Here is an 18,076-nt window from a genome sequence, read left to right on the forward strand (position 1 = left end):
GTGGACACCATCCATGTGTGCCAAGGAGGTTGGGTAGGGCGGTGGCAGGGCCATGCGGGTGCGAGGAGAGTTGGCTGCAGGGGCACATCTCCAGGGCGGACGGCGGTGAGGGTCATGACGGACGCGCTGCTCGAACGGCACGCCGAGGCGCTGAGGCTCTTCGGTGAGCGGGTGCGCGAGGTGACCGGCGACCAGTGGGGCGGGCCGACCCCGTGCACGGACTGGAACGTACGGGAGCTGGTCAACCACGTCGCCGCGGAGCAGCTCTGGATCCCGCCGCTGATCACCGAGGGCCGCACCGTCGAGGAGCTGGAGGGCAGCTTCTCCGGCGACGTGCTGGGCGACGACCCGGTCGCGGCCTGGGACCGGGCCTCGGCCGCCGCGCACGCCGCCTTCGCCGCGTCGGGCGCGATGGACCGGACCGTGCGCCTCTCGTACGGGCCCGCGCTCGGGTCGGCGTACTGCGCTGAGCTGACCGCCGACTGCATCGTCCACACCTGGGACCTCGCCCGGGGCATCGGCGCGGACGACCGGCTGCCGGACGGCCTGGTCGAGTTCTCGATCAAGGAGATCATGCCGTACGCCGACGGGCTCGCGGCCAGTGGCGCGTACGCCGAGCCGGTGGAGGTCCCGGCGGGCGCGGACGCGCAGACCCGGCTGCTCGCGATGGTGGGGCGGAAGGGCTGACGCGCCGGGGCGGGCGTCCCGCACAACAGGCATACTGCATCAAATAATCGTATAAAGGTCGGACCTGGCGGGGTGTCGCGGGGCCCGGCAGGCGTGGCAGGGCGAGCGCGGAAGGCGGGAAGCGGTGGCGGGGATGCAGCGCACGGCGGCGGAGGGCCGCGGCCCGGTCCGGTACGGCCCGCCCGCCCCCCAGCCGGGCCTGCCCGTGCTCCCCGAACTGGTCTCCGTCCTCGCCGCGGCCGCCGGACGCGCCGCTCCCGAACCCCCGGGCGGCGGCGAAGCCGTACGGGAGGCCGCCTGCCGCCACTGGGGGCGGCGCGGGCTCCCCACCGCCCCGGAGAACGTGGCCGCCGGTCCCGGAGCCCCCGCGCTGCTCCTGGCCCTGCTCGGGGCGTACGGGGGAGACGTGATGCTGCCCCGGCCCTGTCCCGCCTGGTGGACCCCGCAGGTCCGACTGCTGGGACGGCGGGCCTACCACGTGCCGACCCCGGCCGAGTGCGGCGGAGTACCGGACCCCTACGCCCTGCTGGAGACCGTGCGGCGGGTGCGCGCCGAGGGCGGCGACCCCCGGGTGCTGCTGCTGTCGGTCGCCGACGACCCCACCGCGACCGTGCCGCCGCCCGAGATGCTCCACGAGGCCTGCGAGGCCGCCGAATCCGCCGGACTGTTCGTCGTCAGCGACGAGAGCTGGCGCGACACCGTCCACCGCCCCCACGACACCCTGGTCCTGAGCCCCGCCGAAATGCTCCCCGACCGGGCGGCGGTCCTCGTCGACCTGTCCGGCGCCCTGCTGCCCGCGGGCTGGCCCGCCGCCGTCGCCCGGTTCCCCGACACCCCGCGCGGGACCTGGCTGCGCGCCCGCACCCTGGACGTCCTCACCGCCACCGGGGCGATGGTCACCGGACCCGTCGCGGGAGCCGCCGCGCACGCCCTCGACGAACCCGACGCCGTCGCGGGACGCGCGTACGCCGCCGCGGCCCTGCACGGCGTGGTGGCCACCGAGGCGCACCGGAGGCTGCTCGCGGCCGGGGCCCTGGCCCGCCCCCCGCAGGCCGGCCGCCACCTGTACGCCGACCTCACGCCGCTGCGCGCCGGACTCGCCCGGCACGGGGTGGGCGACGCCATGGAACTGGAGGACTGGCTCGGCGGCCGGCTCGGCGCGGCGACGCCCGGAGGGCAGCGGTTCGCCGACGAACTGGGCGCGCTGCGGGTGCGGTTGTCCACCGGGCCGCTGCTGGGCGCCACCCCGCAGGAGCGGCTGGCCGCGCTCACCGCCCGCGATCCGCTCGCGCTCCCGCACGTACGCGACTCCCTGGAACTCCTCGGATCGGTCCTGGCCGGGCTGGCCTGACCACCCGATCCGGTGAACGGAGCCTTCGCGACGAGGGACCGGACGGACGCCGGCCCCCCCGCCTACGCCCGGCTCAGTGGTGCCAGGCCTGGCCGCCCACGTTGTGGATGAACCGCTGGAGCACCTTGAGGGTGGCCAGGTACTCCTCGTCGGAGATGCCCGCGTGCCGCTCGTCCCACAGGTGCTTCTGCAGGGTCGCCGCCCTGTCGAAGAACTCCCGGCCCTCGGCTGTCATCTCCAGGCGCCCCTCGGCGTCCTGGGTGATCCAGCCCCGGACGATGACCGTGTCCAGCTCCTCGGACAGTGCCTGATCGCCCACCGCGAGGTAGCCGCGCAGGGTCCCGGTCACCTCGTCCCGGGTCCGGACCTCGTCGCCGGCCAGCGCGACCCGGGCGAGGATCCACCACTGCGGCTGGGTGGTGCCGAGCTCTGCGAGCGCGCCCCGGGTGCGGTTGACGACCGCGTCGTAGGCGGCCCAGCTCCAGTAGCCGATGGGCTGGCGGATCAGTTCGGCGTCGTCGTGCGAGTACTCCATGGTGCGTCAGCTCCCCGTTGGCGGTGCGTGGCGTGCTCTGGGCAAGACCCTATGAACTCAAGCGCAGTTGAGGTCCAGTCCGCGCCGCGATCCGTACCGGTTCCGGCCTGATCCCGTCCCGGTCACGCGCCGCTCCGGCGCCGCTTCCGGGGCGGTTCCACCCCGGTTGCGGCCCGCTCCGACCTGGCTCGATATCGCCCCTTGCCCGCTCCCCGGGTCGCCCCCGCTGCCCCCCCTGCGCGCCGTCCTGCTCGTACGGGCCGAGGCCGAAGCGCTAAAATTGGTGGGTTCCACCCACGTCGGGGGCCGAGCGCGACGGTCGTGATGCGTGCATGAAGACCACCCGAGTGGTTCACGGTGCCCCGAGCGGCACGTCCCGCCCGCGCCACCCCACCCGCCGTCGTACGGCCCTGATGGCACCCTGCGTGGCCCTCCTCATCGCCGGCGGCACCCTCCCCGCCGGGGCGGGCGCCGCAGCTCCCCCCGATCCCCCGGCCACGCCCTCCGCACCGGCGAGCACCCGGGCCCCCGACCCCTCGGCGCTGAAGCCCATCGATCCGGCCGCCCTCCAGGCCTCCGTCGAACGCGTGGCGAAGAAGCTCATGGTGCCCGGCGCGATGGTGCTGCTGCGTACCCCGCAGGGCACCTACCGGGCCGCCGTCGGCACCACCGAGCGGGGCGCGGCGACGCCGCCGGACGCACGGGACCACTTCCGGATCGCCTCCAACACCAAGACCATGACCTCGGCGCTGATCATGCTCCTCGCCCAGGACGGCAGGCTCCGGCTGAGCGATCCGGTCTCCGAGTACGTCACCGGCGTGCCGAACGGCGCGGACATCACCGTCGCCGACCTGCTCAAGATGCGCAGCGGGCTCTACAACTACACCAACGCCCCCGAACTCGCCGCAGCGCTGGACGCCGACCCGGGGAAGGCCTACACCCCCCAGGACGTCCTGGCCATCGCCTTCCGGCGGCCGCCCAATTTCGCGCCCGACACGGACTACGAGTACTCCAACACCAATTACGCCCTGCTCGGCCTCGTCGCCGAGAAGGCCGGCGGCCGCCCCCTCGCCCAGCAGCTCCGCGATCGCCTGTACACCCCGCTCGGGCTCACCGGTACGTCACTGCCCGGCCTCCACGACCGGTCCCTCGCTGAGCCCTACGCCCACGGCTACATGTACGGCGGCACGGCCTACGCCCTGGTCGACGAGCCCTACCCGGCCGCCCTGCGCGAGGCGGCGGAGTCGGGGAAGCTCGCACCCAACGACTACACCCACCAGAACCCCTCCTACGCCACCGCCGCCGGAGGGGCCGTCTCCACCGCACAGGACCTGGCCACCTGGATCCGCTCGCTGGTGACGGGCAAGGTCCTGGCCCCCGCGACCCAGCGGCAGTGGCTCGACAGCCCGCAGGCCGAGAACCCGGACGCGCCCGACGGTCAGAAGTACGGCTACGGCATCTCCCGTCAGGCGTTCGGCCCGAAGGCGGCCATGTATTACCACGGCGGTGAACTGCCCGGCTTCAACTCCTTCATCGGCCACGACCCGGACAACGACGTCACGCTCGTCGTCTGGACGAACCTGACCCTGTCGCCCGACGGCCGGACCACGGCCCAGGCCCTGCTGCCCACCCTCCTCAACCAGATCTACACCGGCCTCGACCTCCCCACCGCCTGAATCCCACGCAACCGGCGCCCGTGTCTCCCGCGGGGGCATTGGAGTGGCCGGCACGCCGTCCGGGGCGTGGCTCCCGCGCCCGCGGTCGGCGCTTCCTAGGGTCGTCGGGGGTTCGGCACCGGGCCGGCCGTCAGATCAGGTGGGTGAGTCGTGGAACGCATGACGGCCGAAGCTCGAACGACCCATACCCCGGCCGGCGCCGGCCGCCCGGCCGCCCGGCGGTGGACCCGGCGGCTGGCCGCCGCGGTGGGGCTGCTGGTGCTCTGCGCGCTCCCCGTGGGGGCGGCCGGCGCCGCGCAGCCCGGTGACCTACGATCGCCCGCCGGCCCGCCGCTGTACGTGTCCGACTACGGCAACAACCGGGTGGTGTCCCTGCCCCTGGACGGCGGTGAGCAGAGCACCGTCCCCCTCGACGGCCTGGTCCGGCCGACCGGCATGGCCTGGGACGCCGCGGGCCGGCTCTACGTGTCCGACACCGGCAACAACCGGGTGGTGGTCCTGCCCCCGAACGGCGGGGAACAGTCCGTCGTTCCCGCGGCCGACCTGTCGCGCCCGCTGGGGCTCGCCGTCGACGCGGCCGGGAACCTCTACATCGCCGACAGCTTCAACGACCGGATCGTGCGGGTGGCCGCCGCCGGCGGGGGACAGACCACCGTGCCCACCGCCGGGCTGCTGCACCCCTGGGGACTGGCCCGGGCGCCCGGCGGGGACCTGTACGTCTCCGACTTCGTGAACGACCGCGTCGTCAAGGTGGCCGTGGACGGCAGCGGCCAGACCACCGTGCCCACCAGCGGGCTCTCGCAGCCGACCGGCCTGGCCGTGAACGCCGCCGGTGACCTCTTCATCGCCGACAGCGGCAACAACCGCGTGGTGAAGGTGGCCGCGGGCACCGGTCCGCAGACCACCGTGCCCACCACCGGCCTGAACGCTCCGCTGGGGCTCGCGCTCGACGGCTCGGGCAGCCTCTACGTGGCCGACGGCTTCAACAACCGGGTGGTGCGCGTGCGGGAGACGGGCGAGGGACAGGTCACGCTCGCCTTCACCGGCCTCAACACGCCGACGGGGCTCGCGTTCCCGCCGGTCGCCGCCCGGCCCGGACACGGCCACGGCCACGACCGCTGAGGGCGCGGTCGTCGCGTCGCTCAGTGCCGCCGCAGCCGCCGCCACAGCGAGGGGCCCGCGCTGACCGCGAGGGCCAGGCCGACCGCCAGCGCCACGCCCTTCCAGGGCTCCGGGAACAGCGTGCCGCCCAGGATGCCGATCAAGCCGTACGTCGCCGCCCAGGCCAGGCACGCCGGGGCGTCGCCGCGGGCGAACCGGCGCAGCGGCATCTGCGCCAGCAGGCAGGCCAGCATCACGGGGATCCGGCCCGCCGGAACCAGCCGCGAGAGGACCAGGACCAGCACCCCGTGCTCGTCCAGCCTGGTCCGCGCCTGCTCCAGCCGTTCCGGCGTGGCCCGGCCGCGCAGCGTCTCCAGCCAGCGCGAGCCGCCCCGTGACCGCACCCCGCGCTGCCCGAGCCAGTACAGCGTCATGTCCCCGGTGAAGGCCGCCAGCGCCGACACCGCGAACACCAGCAACACCCCGTAGGGCGGCGACTGGTGGTGGAAGGCCACCACCGCCGCCGAACTCACCAGCGCACCCGTCGGGATCACGGGCACCAGCGCGCCCAGTGCCACGAGCAGGAACAGCGCCGGGTAGCCCACCGCCTGCTGGGTGCTCTCCGGCGGCACCTGGCCGGCCGCCGCCGCGAGCTCGTGCCACGTCACGGCAGCCGCACCCGCTCGCCGTGCCGCGGCACCCGTACGGTCACCTTCGGCGCCAGGGTCCGCGCGCGCCGTTCGAACTCCTCGCCCGGTGCGTGGAATTCGTGCGGCCGCACCGCGTCCATCCCGACCGGCCAGTAGGTCCCGTAGTGCACCGGAACGGCCGCCGCGGGCGCCAGCCGGGCCAGCGCCTGCGCCGCCCGTCCCGCGTCCAGGTGGCCCGGGCCCAGATACGGCCCCCAGCCGCCCACCGGCAGCAGGGCGACGTCCACCGGCCCGACCTCGTCGGCCATCGCGTCGAACAGGCCGGTGTCCCCGGCGAAGTAGGTCCGCGCCGCGCCCTGCACCACGTACCCGAGCGCCGGGCACAGGTGCGGCCCGAACGGCAGCCGCCGCCCGTCGTGCCGCGCGGTGACCGCCCGGACCCGCAGGCCGTCCCGTACGGCGACCTCCTCGCCCGGTACCACCTCCGTCACCGTCAGCCCGCGCAGCCCGGCGACCCGCGCCAGCCCCGGCACCGCCCGGCGCGCCCCGCGCGGCACCAGCAGCCGGGTGCCGGGCGCGAGCCGCGCCAGCGACGGCAGATGCAGATGGTCGGCGTGCAGGTGAGAGACCAGCGCCACGTCCGCCACCGCCGCCTCTGGCGGGGGCACCGCCCCGCGCCGCCGCCGCAGGTGCGCGAGCCGCCGCGCGAACAGCGGGTCCGTCAGCAGCCGGACCCCGGAGTCCTCGACGGTGCACGTGGCATGACCCCACCAGGTGATCTCCACCGGCACCCGGACCTCCCTCCCTCACCGCTCTTTCACGAGCCTAGGGGGTGTCCTGTCGATCGGGCCGGATCAGCAGCACACCCCCTGGATCCTGCCCGGCGCGACCGTCCGGAACCGGATCCCGCAGTCCCCTCCTCTCCGGCGGCGGATCGGAGTAGGGTCCGGCGGCATGGAAGAGTTGCGCGTGGCCGCGATCGCCAGCCTGGCCCCGCTCGAGGACCTCGACGCCGATCCCTTCGCCGTGGACACCCGCAGCCAGCACGCCATGTGCGCGCGCTGGGCCGCCGACCGCGGCTACGTCGTGACCAGGCAGTTTCTGATCTACGGGCTGCGCGCCGACCACTGCGGGCTCTGGTCCGACATCGACACCGGACAGGTCGACCTCTTCGTCGCCGCCAACCCTCGGGTCCTGGCCCGCGCGCTGCGCTCCGTCGAGGAGTTCACCGCCGAGTGCGAGCGGCGCGGCGTACGGCTGGAGACCGCGGGGGGCGAGGAGCCCCGGTACACCTCGGCGATGAAGGCGGAGGTCCACCGCCGGCTCTCCATGCCGACCGCCGGCTACGACGGCACCTGACCCGGCCTCACCCGGTCCGGCCCCCGCGTCCGGTGCGGCCGCCCGCTCCGCACTTCTGTGCGCCGTCCGTTCCGCCCGACCGCGTACGCCGGCCTGTGCGAGCCTGGAAGCCGGGACGGGGCTCGCGGGAGGTGCGGCGTGCGGCGAGGACGGTGGCGGACGGCCGGCAGCGCACTGGTGCGCGTCCTCCTCGTCTGGGCGGCGTCCACCCTCACCATGCTCGCCCTGGCCGGGATCCTGCCGGACTTCCGCCTGCAGTCCGCCGACGGTGACAGCGTCACGCAGATCGGGCTGACCGCGGCCTGGGCCGCCGGGGCCTTCGGCCTGCTGAGCGCGCTGGTCTGGCCGGTGCTCGTACGGGCGCTGCTGCTGGTGCCCGCCCTGGTGCTCGGGCTGCTCGTCTTCTTCCTCAACGGCTCGCTCCTGCTGATCGCGCTCGGCCTGATCCCCGCCGGGCGCAGCGAGGTGGCCCCCGAGACCGCGGTGGTCGTCGCCGCCGTGATGTCCGCGGTGGCGTCGGCGACCTCCACCGCGCTCGCCGTGCGCGACGACGAGGCGTACCGGCGCCGGCTCTACCGGCTCGCCGACCGGCGCCGCCGCAGGCAGGGCAGGGCGGACCCGGCCCGGGCCGGCGAGCCCCCGCCCGGCCTGCTCCTGCTCCAGCTGGACGGGGTGGGGTACGAGGAGCTGCGCCGCGCGTGCAGCAGTGGGCTGATGCCCACCGTGGCCGGCCTGCTGGACCGCAGCCACCGCGTGGCGTCCTGGCGTACGGACTGGTCGAGCCAGACCGGTGCCAGCCAGCTGGGCATCCTGCACGGCTCCAACTTCGACGTGCCGGCCTTCCGCTGGTACGAGAAGGACACCCGCGAGGTGATGGTCTGCAACCGGCCGACGAGCGCCGCCGAGCTCCAGCGGCGGGCCGTCGAGCGGACCGGGGACGGCGGGCTGCTCACGCTCGACGGGGCGAGCCGGGGCAACCTGTTCAGCGGCGGTGCGGACCAGCTGGCGCTGGTGCTGTCCGTCTCGGCCCGGCGGGGGCGGGCCAACCGGTCCCGGGCGGGCTACTTCGCGTACTTCTCCGATCCGGCCAATGCCGTCCGCACGGCCGTCTCCTTCGTGGCCGAGGTGGTCCGGGAGATGGGCCAGTCGGTGCGGGCGCGGGTCCGCGGGGACCGGCCGAGGGTGTCGCGCGGCGGTCTGTACCCCGTGATCCGGGCCTTCGCGACGGTGGTCGAGCGCGATGTGGTCGTCGCGGCCGTGATCGGTGACATGCTCGCCGGGCGCTCCGCGGTCTATGCCGACCTGGTGGCCTACGACGAGGTCGCGCACCACTCGGGACCGCGCGGGCGGGACACCGACCGGGTGCTGCAGCGGCTGGACCGGAGCCTGGCGCTGATCGCCCGTGTCGCCGAGCACGCCCCGCGCCGGTACCGGATCGTGCTGCTCTCCGATCACGGCCAGAGCCCGGGGGAGACCTTCCTCTCCCGGTACGGGCTGACCCTGAAGGACCTGGTCAGGGCGGGCTGCGGGCTGCCGGTCTCCCGGCGGGCCGGTCGCACCCGCAGCGGGGCCGAGGCCCGGGCCGCCGTGCTCGCGGCGCTCCACCGGCCGGTGGAGGAGGACGAGGAGGCGCACACGGGGCCGGGCTCCGACCCCGTGGTGCTGGCCTCCGGCAACCTCGCCCTGATCTCGTTCCCGGACATCCGCGGCCGGGCCTCGCGGGCCCGCATCGACCGCGCGCACCCGGCCCTGCTGGCGACCCTGGCGAACCATCCGGGCGTGGGATTCCTGCTGGTGGACGGGGTGGTGCTGGCCCGGGACGGCAGGGTGGCCCGGCTGGACGTCCCGGGGGAGGCGGAGGAGTTGCTGGCCGCCTTCGGCCCGGGCGCGGCGGGGGCCGTGCGCCGGACCGACGGCTTCCCGCACGTCGCCGACATCATGGTGAACTCGGCGTACGACCCGCGGACGGGCGCGGTGCACGCCTTCGAGGAGCAGATCGGCTCGCACGGCGGGCTGGGCGGGGAGCAGGGGCATCCGTTCCTGATGTGGCCCACGGACCTGTCGGACCCGGACCCGGACCCGGACCCGGACCCGGACCCGGACCCGGACCCTGAGCGGGAGCCGACCGCGGCAGCGGAGCGGGAACTGGTCGGCGCGGAAGCGGTGCACGCCGTGCTGCGGCGCTGGCTGCGGGAGGCGGACGGGCCGCAGGTCCCACTGGCTCCGCCGGTCGGCGGCTCGGCGGCGGACCGGGCGGATCCGCCCGCGGGCCGGCCTGCGGACCGGCCCGCAGCCCCGGTGGAGGAACCCCCGCCGACGGACGGAAACAGCGGAAGCCTTCCTTCCGTAGGGGTGCCCGCACGGGACGAAATCCGCTGATTTGGTGCCGCATGCACGGTGGTCAACCATGTCCTGACCTGCCCAGCATGTGAGACACCCAGAGGCGCACCACCGATGACCAGCACCGCAACCCTGCCCGCCGAGGCCGCAGATGCCGCCGCACCCCCCGAGCAGGGCCGCGACCCGCACGCACGCCGCTTCGGCCTGCCCGTCGCGACCTGCCTGGTCATGGGCAACATCATCGGAGGCGGGATCTTCCTGCTCCCGGCCTCGGTGGCCCCGTTCGGCACCATCAGCCTCGTCGCCTTCGGCGTCCTCACCATCGGCGCGATCGCCCTCGCCCTGGTCTTCGGCCGGCTCGCCGAGCGCCACCCGCAGACCGGCGGCCCGTACGTCTACGCCCGCGCCGCCTTCGGCGACTTCGCCGGATTCCTCGCGGCATGGAGCTACTGGATCACCGCCTGGGTCTCGAACGCCGCCCTTGCCGTCGCGGCCGTCGGCTACCTCTGCGTGCTCTTCCCCGGAGTCGGCGCGCACAAGTGGTCCATGTGCCTGGCCGCGCTCGCCGTCCAGTGGCTCCCGGCCCTCGCCAACCTGGCGGGCACCCGCTACGTCGGCGCGGTACAAGTCGTCGCCACCGTGCTGAAGTTCGCCCCGCTGCTGCTGGTGGCCGTCGGCGGGCTGTTCTTCTTCGACCCGGCCAACCTCGGCCCCTTCAGGGCCACCGACCAGAGCGCGGCCGGCGCCGTCTCCGCCTCCGCGGCGATCCTGCTGTTCAGCTACCTCGGCGTGGAGTCCGCCACCGTCAGCGCCGGCGAGGTCCGCGACCCGGCCCGCAACGTCGGCCGGGCCACGATCCTGGGCACCGTGGGCGCCGCCACCGTCTACCTGCTCGGCACCGTCGCCGTCTTCGGCCTGGTCGCCCACGACCGGCTGGTCTCCTCCACCGCCCCCTTCACCGATGCCGTCAACGCCATGTTCGGCGGCACCTGGGGCGGCACCGTGGTCGCCTGCGCCGCGGTGATCTCGATGCTCGGCGCCCTCAACGGCTGGACCCTGCTCAGCGCGCAGACCCCGTACGCCGCCGCCAGGGACGGGCTCTTCCCGAAGGCCTTCGAGGCGAAGAGGCGCGGCGTCCCCGTCGTCGGTGTGATCGTGACCGTCGCGCTCGCCTCCGCCCTCACCGTCTACAACTACACGGCCGGATCCCAGGGCGTCTTCGAGAGCCTGGTCCTGATCACGACCTTCACGGCGACCGTCCCCTACCTCCTCTCGACCGCCGCGCAGATCTACTTCCTGCTCTCCGGGCAGCGCGAACGGGTGCACCCCGGCCGCCTGGCCCGCGACGGCGCCCTCGCCGCCCTCGCCTTCGGCTTCTCGATGTGGCTCGTCGCCGGTTCCGGCTACGCGGCCGTCTACCAGGGCGTGCTGTTCCTCTTCGCGGGCGTCCTCGTCCACGCCGCCATGTCGGCGAGGAAGCACCGCGCCGCCGTATCACCCCAGGGGTAGCTTGGAGGAAGGGGACCGTCAGGGGGCGCCGAGGTGCAGCCATGTCCGCGATGAGGAAGAGCATCGACATCGACCGCAGGCCCGAGGACGTCTACTCGTACCTGACGGACCCCACGCATTTGCCGGAATGGCAGGACAGCGCCGTGTCCGCCGTCCCGATCGGCGATCTCCCCGTCCACGTCGGATCGAGGGTCCTCGTCACCCGGCAGATCGGCCGCCGGAGGGTCCCCACGACCATGGAGTTCGTGGAGCTCGACCCGCCGAGGAGCTGGCACGTGCACGGTATCGACGGGCCGGTACGGACGGATGTGCGCGGCACCATCGAACCCCTCGACGGCGGCACCCGCTCCCGCGTCACCCTGGACGTCGACCTCGAGGGCCACGGCCTGGGCCGGGCCCTCGTCCCCCTCGTGGTCAGGCCCATGATCCGCAAGGAGATGCCCCGCGGCGAGGAGAAGCTCAAGCACCTGCTGGAGACCTGACCCGCCGGCGGACGGCGGACGGCGGACGGCGGCCGCGGCCGCCGGGCCGGATCCGCCGCAGCGAAAACCGGATGCCCCGGAGCGTGCGGTGCGGCAACACTGGCCGCACCACACACCGTCACACCCCGAGGACATCCACGCCCGTGCAGGCTGCCGTCACCGTCACCCCCGCCCAGATCCCCGAACTGCTGCTCGGCCTCGCCACCGTGCGGCCGGTGTTCCTCTGGGGGGCACCCGGCATCGGGAAGTCCTCGCTCGTAAGGAAGTTCGCCGACTCGCTGGGGCTGGAGTGCGTCAGCCTGCTCGGTACGCAGCTCGCCCCCGAGGACCTGATCGGCGTCCCGCAGATCCGTGACGGCCGGTCCGTCTTCTGCCCGCCGGAGGCCATCGCCCGCGACGAGCCGTACTGCCTCTTCCTCGACGAGCTCAACGCCGCGAGCCCGGACGTCCAGAAGGCCTTCTACTCGCTGATCCTCGACCGCCGGATCGGCTCCTACGAGCTCCCCGCGGGCTCCATCGTCATCGGCGCGGGCAACCGGGCCACCGACAACGCGCTGGCCCGGCCGATCGCCTCCGCGCTCGTCAACCGCCTCACCCACGTCCACCTCCGGGCATCCGCCGAGGACTGGCTGGTCTGGGCCGGCGAGCACGGCATCCACCCCTGGGTCACCGACTACCTCACCGACCGCCCCGACCACCTGTGGTCGCAGGCGCCCAAGACCGAGGAGCCCTTCTCCACCCCGCGCTCCTGGCACATGCTCTCCGACGCCCTGCACTCCTTCGGCCCGGACCTGGACGAGCAGACCCTCAAGGTGATCGCACACGGCACCCTCACGCCCGCGCACGCCGTCTCCTTCGGCGGCTACGCCAAGATCGTCCGGCACAGCTTCGGCATCGAGGCGATCATGAAGGGCGACGCCTCCTGGCCCACCCGCCCCGCCGACCGCGATCTGCTCTACTACCTCGCCGAGGCCTTCCGGGGCCGCCTGGTCAAGGAGCTCCCGGCGCGGCGCGAGCACGTCTCGCCCGCCCTGCGCCAGACCGCCTACCGCGCCAAGGCGCTGCTGGTCCAGCTCGCCGAGATCTCCGTGGAGGTGGCGCAGACCGTCATCGCCGACGACACCGACGGCCTGCCCGTGCTGCCCTCCTGGTTCCTCGTGGAGGCCGCCCGGGACATGCCGCGCCTGGTCGAGGCCCGCCGATGAGCGTCGCGCGCCGTCGCCCGCAGAAGCAGGCCAAGCCGGACCCCGCCGCCCAGGCCTTCGCCGAAGGTCTTGCCCTGGTCAAGCGGAATCCGGCCCTCGCCGCCGTCGGCGGGAGCGTGTGCGACCAGCCCAAGTGCCCCCTGACCCCTGCCGCCGGCCTGGTCGCCGTCGACTCCAACGGCGTCCTCCACGTACGCTCCGGGCTGCGCGCCGAGCCCGGGAGGTGGGCCTGGGCCCTCGCCCACGCCCTGCTCCACCTCGGCTTCGGCCACGTCCCGGCCGCCGCCGAGAAGGACCGCGCGCAGCCCGACCGCTTCGACCGGGCGGCCCGCTGCGCCGTCGTCAACCGCTTCCTGCTGACCCAGCCGGCCGTGCGGCCCCCGGACGACCTCCCCGCCAAGTACCCCGGCGGCGACGAGGAACAGCTCGCGGCCCGCTGGCGCCGCGACGGCATCCCCGCCGCCCTCGAGCTCTGCGGCACCGCCGGCGACCACCCCGACCAGGTCTGGGTCACCTGGCACGCCTGGAACTCCACGGCCGTCCCCGACTGGGAGACGGCCTTCGCGCACGCCCTGACCCGCAGGGTCTCCGCCGCCATGGAGGTGGCCGGCGGGCGCCGCGACCCGGTCTCGGGGGAGCGCGTGGCGCAGCGCCCGTGGGACCGGGCCCTGAACTGGTTCGTCTCCTCGTACCCGCTCCTCGGCGGCCTCGCCAGCGGCCTGAAGATCGTCGCCGATGCCGAGCTGGCCCGCTCCAACGGCATCGACGTCGCCGCCGTCAGCGCCACCGCCGGGGAGATCTACATCAACCCGCTGCGCACCTTCGAGGACGAGGAATGGCGGTTCGTCCTGGCCCACGAGATGCTGCACGCCGCCCTGCGCCACGGCGAGCGCCGCGGAGCCCGGGACCCGTACCTGCACAACGTGGCCGCCGACTACGTGGTCAACGGCTGGCTCGTGGAGATGGGCGTCGGCGAGATGCCGGCCGGGCTGCTGTACGACCCGGAGCTGAAGGACCTGTCCGTGGAGGAGGTCTACGACCGCATCGCCACCGACGTGCGCCGGATGCGGCGCCTCGCCACCCTGCGCGGCAAGGGCCGCGGGGACATCCTGGGCGAGCCGCTGCCCCACTCGGACAGCCTCCCGTACACGGATCTGGACGAGTTCTACCGGCGCGGCCTGGTCCAGGGCTTCGACCTGCACACGTACGGGGAGCGCGGCCTGCTGCCCGCCGGGCTGATCCAGGAGATCCGGGCCCTGGCCCACCCGCCGGTGCCCTGGGACGCCCGGCTCGCCCGCTGGTTCGACGAGTACGTCCCGCGCCCCGAGGCCATACGGAGCTTCGCGCGCCCGGCGCGCCGCCAGGCGTCCACCCCGGACATCCCGCGCGCAGGCCGGTACTTCCCGCCCGAGGAGATCGCCCGCTGCACCTTCGGCGTGGTGCTCGACACCTCGGGGTCGATGAACGCGGCCCTGCTCGGGAAGGCGCTGGGCGCGATCGCCTCGTACGCGCAGGCCCGGGACGTACCGGCGGCCCGCGTGGTCTTCTGCGACGCGGCTGCCTACGACGCGGGCTATCTGCCGCCCACCGAGATCGCGGGCCGGGTACGGGTCCGGGGGCGCGGCGGGACCGAGCTGCAGCCGGGCATCGACCTGCTGCAGCGGGCGGAGGACTTCCCGCCGGGGGCCCCGGTGCTGGTGATCACGGACGGGTGGTGCGACACCCTGCGGATCGGGCGCGAGCACGCCTATCTGATTCCGCAGGGCGCCTGCCTGCCGTTCACGCCCAAGGGACCCGTCTTCCGGCTGGCGTGAGAGGCCCGGGCCCGTTACGCCTGCCGACGGCGGCTGAGCCGGTAGATCCCGTAGGTGGTGGTGAGGATGATGTCCACGGCCGCCCACAGGGCGATCACGAGCCCGATGCCGATCGCGGTGCCGATCTCTCCGCCGTCCTTGCACAGCTGGAGCGAGTCACCGGTCAGCCCCGCACAGGACTCGGGAAGATCGTCGGCGTTGTTCAGGCCCGTGACGACCCAGACGACGAAGAGCGCCTGCACCGCCAGGAAGACCCAGAGGAAGATCCGGCGGGGCTTCCTCGGAGCGGGCGCGGGCGCGGGCGGGGCGGCCGGCAGGCCCCCGGCGGTCGGCATGCCCCCGGGGGCCGGGGTGCCCTCGCCCGGCAGGGGGCCCGCCGGGCGCGGACCCCACTCCGGGGGCCGCGAGGGAGGGGGCGGGATCGGGGTGTCGGCCATGGGCGGAACCTCCTCGGCGAGCGAGGCGGGGACGGGCGGAATGCTCCGTCGGAGTAACGCCCACCATCCCATTCCTTCACGCAACACGCCCCCGACCCGCGAAGCTGCAGGTCAGGGGCGTGCTGGAGGAGATCGAATCAGTCGAGGTAGTCGCGCAGCACCTGCGAACGCGACGGGTGGCGCAGCTTCGACATGGTCTTGGACTCGATCTGGCGGATGCGCTCACGGGTGACCCCGTACACGCGGCCGATCTCGTCCAGGGTCTTCGGCTGGCCGTCGTTGAGGCCGTACCGCATGGAGACCACGCCCGCCTCGCGCTCCGAGAGCGTGCCCAGGATCGACTGGAGCTGCTCCTGGAGGAAGGTGAAGGACACCGCGTCCGCCGGGACGACCGCCTCGGAGTCCTCGATGAGGTCACCGAACTCGCTGTCACCCTCCTCACCCAGGGGGGTGTGCAGGGAGATCGGCTCGCGGCCGTACTTCTGGACCTCGATGACCTTCTCGGGGGTCATGTCGAGTTCCTTGCCCAGCTCCTCCGGGGTGGGCTCACGGCCCAGGTCCTGGAGCATCTGGCGCTGCACACGGGCGAGCTTGTTGATGATCTCGACCATGTGCACGGGGATGCGGATGGTGCGCGACTGGTCGGCCATGGCACGCGTGATCGCCTGCCGGATCCACCAGGTCGCATACGTGGAGAACTTGAAGCCCTTGGTGTAGTCGAACTTCTCCACGGCGCGGATCAGACCGACGTTGCCCTCCTGGATCAGGTCCAGGAAGAGCATGCCGCGGCCGGTGTAGCGCTTGGCGAGGGAGACCACGAGGCGGAGGTTGGCCTCCAGCAGGTGGTTCTTCGCACGGCGGCCGTCCTCGACCAGGATCTCCAGCTCGCGCTTGAAGGCGGGCTTGTGGTCCTCCTCCTCCTCGAGCTTGTACTCGGAGAACAGGCCCGCCTCGATGCGCTTGGCGAGCTCCACCTCCTGCTCGGCGTTGAGGAGCGGCACCTTGCCGATGAGCTTCAGGTAGTCCTTGACGGGGTCGGCGGTGGCACCGGCCACCATGACCGTCTGCGCCGGAGCGTCGTCCTCGTCGTCGTCGGACAGGACGAAGCCCTGGGCGCCGCCGGGCTTGGGAGCCTCCTCCTCGGCCTCGTCGGCCAGGTCCTCGGCAGCCCAGTCCTCGCCCTCGGCGACGGGGGTCTCGCCCTCGTCGGCGTCCTTGGCACCGGTCTTCTTCGCCGCGGCGGTCTTCTTCACGGCGGTCTTCTTGGCGGCGGTCTTCTTGACCGTGCGCTTCTTCGGCTCGGCGGCGGCCTCGGCCGGCACCTCGTCCTCGGTGGCGGCTGCCGACGAAGCGGATATCGCCGTGGCGGAGGCCGCGGCCGCGGTGGCGGCCGTGGTCTTGCGCGCGCCGATGGGGCGCGGCGCCGGGGTGGCCTTCTTGGCCGCGGTGCGGGCCGGGGCGGCGGCAGCCTTGCGGGGCTTCTTGGCGGCAGCCTTGGTGGCGGGGGCCGCGCTGACGTGAAGGGCGACACCCTCCTCGTCCAGGACCTGGTTCAGGCTGCGCAGGACCCGCTTCCACTGGTCCACCGGGATGCGGCCGGCCTCGAAGGCCTGGCGCACGTCGTCACCGTTGATGTGACCCTGCTCGCGGCCGCGCTCGACGAGCGCGACAAGGGCCTCGGATTCGGCGATCTCCGGAGGGAACGTACGGGACGGGCTGAGCGACACAAGGAGCCTCTCGTTGCGAACAGATAAGGGTGGGCGGGACATCATCGCGCGAACTCGGGAAACAGACCCGAGGGGGGTCTGTATTCCGGGCCGCGCGAGGACACCTGTCGGTTCATCGCATGCCCGAGTCGATTCGTTACGCGCTGAATTGAGTGACCTGCGCCACGCTGTGGCCGCGCAACCGATCCGGCGCAGATCCGTCCGCCCTTCACGTCAGCCCTTTTTGCGGGCTTCGATGAGGAAGCGAGCGGTGTGCGCGACGAACGGACCTTCGCTTTCGATCTGTTCGTGGAGCTCGCGCAGCCGGTCCCGGTACTGCCCGACCGTGAAGCCGGGCACCATCCAGATCACCTTCCGTAGAAAGTAGATCACGGCTCCGATGTCGTGGAACTCCGTGCGCAGTCGTTCGGAGCGCAGATCGAGGACTTCGAGGCCGGCCGCGGTGGCGTCGGCCACCGCGTCGTCGGGGTGCCGGCCGCGCCGGATCTCCTCCGGCTGCGGGCCGAGGAAGTACTCCACGAGCTCGAAGACGCTCGACGGACCGACCTGCTGCGAGAGGTAGCTGCCGCCCGGCGCCAGCACCCGCGCGATCTCCTCCCACCAGATCGACACCGGGTGCCGGCTGGTCACCAGCTCGAAGGCGGCGTCGCCGAAGGGCAGCGGCGGCTCGTCGGCGTCGGCGACCACCACCGCGCCCAGCGGGTGCAGCAGCCGCGTCGCCTTGTCGATGTTGGGCGGCCAGGACTCGGTGGCCACCATCAGCGGCGGCAGCGGAGCGCATCCGGCCAGGACCTCGCCGCCGCCGGTCTGGATGTCCAGGGCGGAGCGGGCCCGGGCCAGGCGTTCGCTCATCAGTTTCTGGTACCCCCAGGAGGGACGCTGTTCGGTGGCCCGGCCGTCGAGCCAGGAGAAGTCCCAGCCGTCCACGGAGACGGACTCGGCCTCGGCGACAAGATGGTCGAAAGTACGCGTCATGCATTGATCGTCCCAGGTCGGACGCCCGACAACCACCGGATATGTCGACTACAGTGGTCGGCGGGCCGTGACTGGCGTTCGGGTGGATCACCACCGGGGAGCGGCCCGGCGTACCTGTGGACCTCCGGTACGCCGTCTGCCGCGCGCCTGGGCGAACCGCGATCCGCAGCGACGTTCAGGAGACCCCGTGACGACTGCCCAGACTGCCCCCGCCACTGCCCCCGCCGG

At 73.6% G+C, this 18,076-nt stretch carries 16 protein-coding genes and 1 riboswitch; of the genes, 10 read left to right on the forward strand and 6 right to left on the reverse strand.

What is annotated here, in order from left to right; translation table 11 throughout:
• Positions 1-114 precede the first annotated feature (114 nt).
• Both OG753_RS33055 and OG753_RS33060 read left to right on the forward strand, forming a co-directional pair.
• On the forward strand, positions 115-687 hold the full coding sequence (locus tag OG753_RS33055) for a TIGR03086 family metal-binding protein (protein ID WP_327265248.1): 573 nt from the start codon (positions 115-117) through the stop codon (positions 685-687).
• Between the two features lie 133 nt (positions 688-820).
• Entirely contained in the window at positions 821-2,038 is a 1,218-nt protein-coding gene (locus tag OG753_RS33060) for an aminotransferase class I/II-fold pyridoxal phosphate-dependent enzyme (RefSeq protein ID WP_405792898.1), read from the forward strand.
• Between the two features lie 73 nt (positions 2,039-2,111).
• Here the strand turns inward: OG753_RS33060 and OG753_RS33065 are convergent, their stop codons facing one another.
• On the reverse strand, positions 2,112-2,573 hold the full coding sequence (locus OG753_RS33065; RefSeq protein WP_405791187.1) for a MarR family winged helix-turn-helix transcriptional regulator: 462 nt from the start codon (positions 2,571-2,573) through the stop codon (positions 2,112-2,114).
• Positions 2,574-2,905: 332 nt separating this feature from the next.
• On the opposite strand from OG753_RS33065, the gene OG753_RS33070 reads away from it, so the two are divergent.
• Together OG753_RS33070 and OG753_RS33075 are read left to right on the forward strand one after the other, a co-directional pair.
• On the forward strand, positions 2,906-4,249 hold the full coding sequence (locus tag OG753_RS33070; RefSeq protein ID WP_405791188.1) for a serine hydrolase domain-containing protein: 1,344 nt from the start codon (positions 2,906-2,908) through the stop codon (positions 4,247-4,249).
• A gap of 159 nt (positions 4,250-4,408) precedes the next feature.
• Positions 4,409-5,371 carry a hypothetical protein gene (locus OG753_RS33075; RefSeq protein ID WP_405792900.1) on the forward strand — a complete coding sequence of 321 codons (963 nt, stop codon included), beginning with the start codon at positions 4,409-4,411 and terminating at the stop codon, positions 5,369-5,371.
• A 20-nt stretch (positions 5,372-5,391) separates the two neighbouring features.
• Here OG753_RS33075 and OG753_RS33080 read toward each other — a convergent pair whose 3' ends face one another.
• Together OG753_RS33080 and OG753_RS33085 are read right to left on the reverse strand one after the other, a co-directional pair.
• Entirely contained in the window at positions 5,392-6,018 is a 627-nt protein-coding gene (locus OG753_RS33080) for a DedA family protein (protein WP_405791189.1), read from the reverse strand.
• On the reverse strand, positions 6,015-6,791 hold the full coding sequence (locus OG753_RS33085) for an MBL fold metallo-hydrolase (protein ID WP_327265253.1): 777 nt from the start codon (positions 6,789-6,791) through the stop codon (positions 6,015-6,017). Before OG753_RS33085 ends, OG753_RS33080 begins: the two co-directional genes overlap by 4 nt.
• Positions 6,792-6,954: 163 nt before the next feature.
• On the opposite strand from OG753_RS33085, the gene OG753_RS33090 reads away from it, so the two are divergent.
• The 6 genes from OG753_RS33090 to OG753_RS33115 all read left to right on the forward strand — a co-directional run bounded on the left by OG753_RS33090 (position 6,955) and on the right by OG753_RS33115 (position 14,709).
• A complete protein-coding gene (locus OG753_RS33090; RefSeq protein ID WP_327265254.1) occupies positions 6,955-7,359 on the forward strand; it encodes a hypothetical protein in 405 nt (134 codons plus the stop codon).
• A 138-nt stretch (positions 7,360-7,497) separates the two neighbouring features.
• A complete protein-coding gene (locus OG753_RS33095) occupies positions 7,498-9,738 on the forward strand; it encodes a phage holin family protein (RefSeq protein ID WP_405791190.1) in 2,241 nt (746 codons plus the stop codon).
• A 75-nt stretch (positions 9,739-9,813) separates the two neighbouring features.
• Complete coding sequence (locus OG753_RS33100; RefSeq protein WP_405791191.1) at positions 9,814-11,208, forward strand: amino acid permease; 1,395 nt, start codon at positions 9,814-9,816, stop codon at positions 11,206-11,208.
• Positions 11,209-11,249: 41 nt separating this feature from the next.
• Positions 11,250-11,690, forward strand: a complete 441-nt coding sequence (locus tag OG753_RS33105; RefSeq protein WP_327265257.1) for an SRPBCC family protein — start codon at positions 11,250-11,252, stop codon at positions 11,688-11,690.
• 143 nt (positions 11,691-11,833) lie between these two features.
• Positions 11,834-12,895, forward strand: a complete 1,062-nt coding sequence (locus OG753_RS33110) for a MoxR family ATPase (RefSeq protein ID WP_327265258.1) — start codon at positions 11,834-11,836, stop codon at positions 12,893-12,895.
• Positions 12,892-14,709 (forward strand): DUF2201 family putative metallopeptidase, encoded by a 1,818-nt coding sequence (locus OG753_RS33115; protein ID WP_405791192.1) that lies wholly within the window; start codon positions 12,892-12,894, stop codon positions 14,707-14,709. The genes OG753_RS33110 and OG753_RS33115 overlap by 4 nt, the downstream gene beginning before the upstream one ends.
• A 14-nt stretch (positions 14,710-14,723) precedes the next feature.
• Here OG753_RS33115 and OG753_RS33120 read toward each other — a convergent pair whose 3' ends face one another.
• The 3 genes from OG753_RS33120 to OG753_RS33130 form a co-directional block, all read right to left on the reverse strand.
• Positions 14,724-15,146 carry a hypothetical protein gene (locus OG753_RS33120; protein ID WP_405791193.1) on the reverse strand — a complete coding sequence of 141 codons (423 nt, stop codon included), beginning with the start codon at positions 15,144-15,146 and terminating at the stop codon, positions 14,724-14,726.
• A 137-nt stretch (positions 15,147-15,283) separates the two neighbouring features.
• On the reverse strand, positions 15,284-16,873 hold the full coding sequence (locus tag OG753_RS33125) for an RNA polymerase sigma factor (RefSeq protein WP_327265261.1): 1,590 nt from the start codon (positions 16,871-16,873) through the stop codon (positions 15,284-15,286).
• A gap of 213 nt (positions 16,874-17,086) precedes the next feature.
• Complete coding sequence (locus tag OG753_RS33130) at positions 17,087-17,848, reverse strand: class I SAM-dependent methyltransferase (RefSeq protein ID WP_405791194.1); 762 nt, start codon at positions 17,846-17,848, stop codon at positions 17,087-17,089.
• Positions 17,849-17,905: 57 nt separating this feature from the next.
• A riboswitch (ZMP/ZTP riboswitch) is annotated at positions 17,906-18,008 on the forward strand.
• Positions 18,009-18,076 lie beyond the last annotated feature (68 nt).

The organism is Streptomyces sp. NBC_00029, from assembly GCF_045160505.1.
Taxonomy (GTDB): Bacteria; Actinomycetota; Actinomycetes; order Streptomycetales; family Streptomycetaceae; genus Streptomyces.

Bases quoted from the DNA above. Each gene is read 5' to 3' on its own strand.
- OG753_RS33115 (WP_405791192.1), top strand. From the start codon at position 12,892: ATGAGCGTCGCGCGCCGTCGCCCGCAGAAGCAGGCCAAGCCGGACCCC.
- OG753_RS33075 (WP_405792900.1), top strand. From the start codon at position 4,409: ATGACGGCCGAAGCTCGAACGACCCATACCCCGGCCGGCGCCGGCCGC.
- OG753_RS33070 (WP_405791188.1), top strand. From the start codon at position 2,906: ATGAAGACCACCCGAGTGGTTCACGGTGCCCCGAGCGGCACGTCCCGC.
- OG753_RS33065 (WP_405791187.1), bottom strand. From the start codon at position 2,573: ATGGAGTACTCGCACGACGACGCCGAACTGATCCGCCAGCCCATCGGC.
- OG753_RS33105 (WP_327265257.1), top strand. From the start codon at position 11,250: ATGTCCGCGATGAGGAAGAGCATCGACATCGACCGCAGGCCCGAGGAC.
- OG753_RS33090 (WP_327265254.1), top strand. From the start codon at position 6,955: ATGGAAGAGTTGCGCGTGGCCGCGATCGCCAGCCTGGCCCCGCTCGAG.
- OG753_RS33100 (WP_405791191.1), top strand. From the start codon at position 9,814: ATGACCAGCACCGCAACCCTGCCCGCCGAGGCCGCAGATGCCGCCGCA.
- OG753_RS33120 (WP_405791193.1), bottom strand. From the start codon at position 15,146: ATGGCCGACACCCCGATCCCGCCCCCTCCCTCGCGGCCCCCGGAGTGG.
- OG753_RS33130 (WP_405791194.1), bottom strand. From the start codon at position 17,848: ATGACGCGTACTTTCGACCATCTTGTCGCCGAGGCCGAGTCCGTCTCC.
- OG753_RS33060 (WP_405792898.1), top strand. From the start codon at position 821: ATGCAGCGCACGGCGGCGGAGGGCCGCGGCCCGGTCCGGTACGGCCCG.
- OG753_RS33055 (WP_327265248.1), top strand. From the start codon at position 115: ATGACGGACGCGCTGCTCGAACGGCACGCCGAGGCGCTGAGGCTCTTC.